Source organism: Mesorhizobium sp. M7A.F.Ca.AU.001.01.1.1 (genome assembly GCF_004022735.1).
Classification (GTDB): Bacteria; Pseudomonadota; Alphaproteobacteria; order Rhizobiales; family Rhizobiaceae; genus Mesorhizobium; species Mesorhizobium ciceri.
Genome location: NZ_RZPF01000587.1, coordinates 1 through 4,265, shown reverse-complemented (window position 1 = coordinate 4,265; position 4,265 = coordinate 1). Strand labels below are relative to the sequence as shown.

The following is a 4,265-nucleotide window of genomic DNA, read 5'->3' as shown; positions in this document are numbered from 1 at the left end:
GAATATGTGCTCGAGGAAGGCCCCAACAATGACTGGCTGCAGGACCAGGGCGTCTTCATCTGCGCCGTCGTCATGACCGTCGGCGCGGTCCTGTTCTTCTGGCGCGTATTCACCGCCGAGGAGCCGATCGTCGACCTGAAGGCCTTCACCAACATCAACTTCGCCTTCGGCTCGCTATTCTCGTTCGTCATCGGCATCGGTCTCTACGGCCTGACCTATCTCTACCCGGTGTTCCTCGGGCGCATCCGCGGCTACGATTCGATGATGATCGGCGAGGCTCTGTTCGTCAGCGGCCTGGCGATGTTCTTCACCGCGCCGATCTCGGGCATCCTGTCGAACAAGATGGACCCGCGCCTGATGATGATGATCGGCTTCTTCGGCTTCGCCACCGGCACCTGGTGGATGACGCATCTGACCGCCGACTGGGATTTCTATGAGCTGCTCATCCCGCAGATCCTGCGCGGCTGTTCGATGATGCTGTGCATGGTTCCGATCAACAACATCGCGCTCGGCACCTTGCCGCCCGAGCGGCTGAAGAACGCGTCCGGCCTGTTCAATCTCACCCGCAACCTTGGCGGTGCCGTCGGCCTTGCGCTGATCAATACCGTGCTGATCGACCGCAACGCCTTCCACTACGCAAGGCTCTCCGAGCATGTGCAATGGGGCAGTGAAGCCGCGCAGACCAAGCTGCAGAACATGACCCGCAATTTCGAGCAGACCCCCGGCCTCGATGCGACAAGCGCTGCGATCTCCAAGTTGTCTGGCATGGTCCAGCAGCAGGCGGCGTTGCTGTCCTTCATGGACGTGTTCTTCATGCTGACGGTGCTGTTTGCGACGCTTGGCCTGTTCACCATGCTGATCCGCAAGCCGGCCGCACCGGGTGGCGGCGGCGGTGGGGGGCACTGATAGGGAGCAATTCCAGGAAAAGTGTAAGGCGGTTTTCCCGGGAAAAGCGCGCAGCGCTTTCCCTTGGAGATTGCGACAAGACAAGGATACGTGGGCAGCGGTTTCGGGAAGCTCCTCCAGTCCACGCCCGAAAAGCTCTGACCGCGTAAAAAACTCCGGGCCGCAAGCCCGGAGTTTTTTGCATTCGGGTCTATGGACTCAGGCCGTGGCCGGTTTGAAGGTCAGCGCGACGCCGTTGATGCAGTGGCGCAGGCCGGTCGGCGCCGGACCGTCGTCGAAGACATGGCCGAGATGGCCGCCGCAGCGGCGGCAATGTGCCTCGGTACGCGTCATGCCGAGCGACCTGTCCACGGTCGTGCCGATCGCCTTGGGGATCTCTTGCCAGAAGCTCGGCCATCCGGTGCCGGAATCGAATTTCGTCTCCGACGAATAGACCGGCAGGTCGCAGCCGGCACAGGCGAAAATGCCCTTGCGGTGTTCGTTGAGCAGCGGGCTGGTGCCGGGGTACTCCGTGCCTTCCTTGCGCAGCACGTCGAAGGCGGCCGGCGACAGGATGGCTTTCCACTCGGCGTCGGTCTTGACGACCTCGAAGCTCTCGGCCGCTTGTGCTGCCTGCGGATCGCCCATGCGCAGCATCGTTGCCGCGGCCCCGATCACGCCGATGGCGGCGGCACCGCTCAAAAGAAAGTCGCGACGGTTCATGACCAGTTCCTCCTGATGTCCTTTTGCCAAACTACACCGCCGCGCGGAAATCAAAAGCCGGTGACGGTAGCCCCTCGAACGAACACTCCGCGCCCTCCCACATCCGAATGCAGGCGGGCGCGAAGTGCACGGGCCAATTGCGGATCACGGGAGCGGGATCGTGCAATCGACGGAGGGTCCTTGCCGTCAGTTCGCCGGCAGCAAGCCCCTTGTTACATCTTGGGCAAAAGAACCTTGTCGATGACGTGGATGACGCCATTGGACTGTTCGACATCGGCGATCGTCACATTGGCGACATTGCCGTTCTCGTCGGTGACCGTGACCTTGCCGCCGTCGGCCTTGAGCGACAATTCGCAGCCGCCGACCGTCTTGACCTTGTGGGTGCCGCCGTCAGCCTTGGCCATCGCGGCCACATCTGCTCCCATCGCCTTGGCGCCGATGACATGGCAGGTCAGGATCTTGGTGAGCTTGTCCTTGTTTTCTGGCTTGAGCAGCGTCTCGACCGTACCGGCCGGAAGGGCTGCGAAGGCTTCGTTGGTCGGCGCGAACACGGTGAACGGACCGGCGCCCTGCAGCGTCTCGACAAGGCCGGCGGCCTTCACGGCGGCGACCAGCGTGGTGTGATCCTTCGAGTTCACGGCGTTCTCGACGATGTTCTTGTTGGCATACATGGCGGCGCCGCCAACCATCGGGTTTTCGGCGTAGGCGGCGGTGGCAAGGGCCGAAACGGCGATCGTACCGGCGAGCAAAAGGGTGGCGTATCTACGCATGATGTCGAACTCCTCGGGTTTTTCTCTTCCCATTCTTGGGGACGCGAGGAGATACGGAACAAACTCGCCCGAGTTTCAGAAATATTGTGATTCTTGATTTTATCCACGGCGCAGAGGGATTTCCCGAGCCATCGGCCGCCTGCCGACATGCTGTCTATGGGCATGTTCAGCGAAGGATAGACTTATGATAGTCTGTTGTGATTTTTCAGGTGAAGAGCCGGTCAGATGCTCTTCAGGTCGCCAGCGGCAACCACCGGTCCGGTCGGCTGTCCGGTCGGCGAACCGCCCGACGGCTCGAGGCTGACGGCAAGCACCGCGCCCTGGGCAAGCTTCTGCTGGGCCGCCGGCGAGACGACGATATGTGCCGTAGCACCGGTCGGAATGACGCCCATCGAGACCGGCGGGTTCTTGCCCTCGATCATCCACAGCTCGAAGTCCTTGCCGGAAGCACGCTCACCGGAGACATGCGACAGGCCGACTTCGTGATGCGCGGCGTCGTAGACGGCAAGATATCTGACGTCGCTGCCTTCGGCGGCCAGCGAAGCGACGAGGCGCGCCTGCGGCTGCTCGACCGGCGGGTTGAAGACGGGCACGGCGATGTAAATCGCCAGTGCCGCAACCGCGGCTGCGGCAAGGGCGCGCCAGAAGGCCAGGCTGGACCAAAGGCCGCCGCGCACTTCGGCGGGCCTGCTCACCGCGGCAGCGGTAGCGAACAGGCGGCGGTCGACCGCGGTCTTCACCGAAACCGGCGGCTCGACTTCCCGAAAGGCGGCGGCAAGCGGTGAGAGCCTGACCTCCCAGTCCTCGACAAGACGGGCGAAAACCGTATCCGCATCGATGCGGCGAGAGACGATCTGGCGTTCGTCGGCATCGAGCACGCCGAGAACGTACTCGGCGGCGAGCAGGTCGTCGCCTCCACGTTCCGGTCCTGTGTCTTCTGCCAGCGTCATCTTTCCAGGCATTCTCTGAGTTTCAACAGGCTGCGGCGCAGCCATGTACGCATCGTGTTCAGCGGCACGCCATGGCGCTCCGCCAGTTCGGCATAGCTCTCGCCCTTGAGATAGGCGCCCCGGACGGCTGCTGCCCGGTCCTTCTCCAGCTCATCGAGACAATGGTGGATACGTTCGGATTCGTCGCCCGCCACCGCCATCGCTTCAGGCCCCGGCGCCGGATCGGCCACGTCGAGCGCGGCATCGATGTCGGCGGCGGGGTTGCGCCGCGCTCTGATGCGATCGATCGCATGATTGCGCGCGATTGCCACCAGCCAGGAGATCGGGCTTAGATCGGAAACAGCAAAACGGTCGGCCTTCGTCCATATCTTGACGAAGACTTCCTGCAGCGCTTCTTCCGCGTCTCCCCGGTCGTTCAATACACGAAGACAGACGCCAAAAAGTTTCGCGCTGGTCTGCCGGTAAAGCAGATCGAACGCGGCCCGATCCTTCATCGAAGTCCGAACGATCAGCTTGGTGATGTCCTGCGGCGTCATTGCAGGCAAATTAGGCGATTGCCATGTATTTGCAACGACGGAAATAACCTTGTGCACGCCTAAGCTTTTGTGTGTCGCCGGCCCGGATCCGTCGGTCGATTGCCAATGGAATTGCCACTGGCTAGCTTGCCTTCATTGATGGGGGAGCGCGCATGTCGGTCGAACGGATCCTTTGGGAAGAAGATGCCACCGGCCTCGCCAATCTGGTCCGCAAGGGCGAGGTTTCGGCCGTCGAACTGACCGACGCCGCGATTGCCCGCGCCGAGGCCACCCGTCCCGACATCAATGCCACGGCCGAACCGCTCTACGATGCCGCCCGCGCCCGCGCCAAGACCGTCGACCCCTCGCTGCCGCTGGCTGGTGTTCCCTTCGCCATCAAGGATCTCGGCATCGCCATCAAG

Annotated in this window: 6 protein-coding genes; 2 read left to right on the top strand and 4 right to left on the bottom strand. The window is 62.6% G+C overall.

Features of this window, described 5'->3' with window-relative positions:
* Positions 1–906 (top strand): DHA2 family efflux MFS transporter permease subunit (locus EN884_RS27710; protein ID WP_128360846.1); only part of this gene is annotated, 906 nt, incomplete at its 5' end.
* Positions 907–1,104: 198 nt separating this feature from the next.
* Here the strand turns inward: EN884_RS27710 and msrB are convergent.
* The 4 genes from msrB to EN884_RS27685 all read right to left on the bottom strand — a co-directional run bounded on the left by msrB (position 1,105) and on the right by EN884_RS27685 (position 3,864).
* Positions 1,105–1,608 carry a peptide-methionine (R)-S-oxide reductase MsrB gene (gene msrB, locus EN884_RS27700; protein WP_013528493.1) on the bottom strand — a complete coding sequence of 168 codons (504 nt, stop codon included), beginning with the start codon at positions 1,606–1,608 and terminating at the stop codon, positions 1,105–1,107.
* Positions 1,609–1,820: 212 nt separating this feature from the next.
* Positions 1,821–2,378 carry a fasciclin domain-containing protein gene (locus EN884_RS27695; RefSeq protein ID WP_013528492.1) on the bottom strand — a complete coding sequence of 186 codons (558 nt, stop codon included), beginning with the start codon at positions 2,376–2,378 and terminating at the stop codon, positions 1,821–1,823.
* 221 nt (positions 2,379–2,599) lie between these two features.
* Positions 2,600–3,328 carry an anti-sigma factor gene (locus tag EN884_RS27690; protein WP_082826618.1) on the bottom strand — a complete coding sequence of 243 codons (729 nt, stop codon included), beginning with the start codon at positions 3,326–3,328 and terminating at the stop codon, positions 2,600–2,602.
* The gene (locus tag EN884_RS27685) at positions 3,325–3,864 is read right to left on the bottom strand and encodes a sigma-70 family RNA polymerase sigma factor (protein WP_063169719.1); all 540 of its coding nucleotides are present in this window, start codon (positions 3,862–3,864) and stop codon (positions 3,325–3,327) included. The genes EN884_RS27690 and EN884_RS27685 overlap by 4 nt, the downstream gene beginning before the upstream one ends.
* Positions 3,865–4,016: 152 nt before the next feature.
* Here EN884_RS27685 and EN884_RS27680 point away from each other — a divergent pair.
* Positions 4,017–4,265: amidase family protein (locus EN884_RS27680; protein WP_245491997.1), on the top strand; the 249-nt coding region annotated here is incomplete at its 3' end.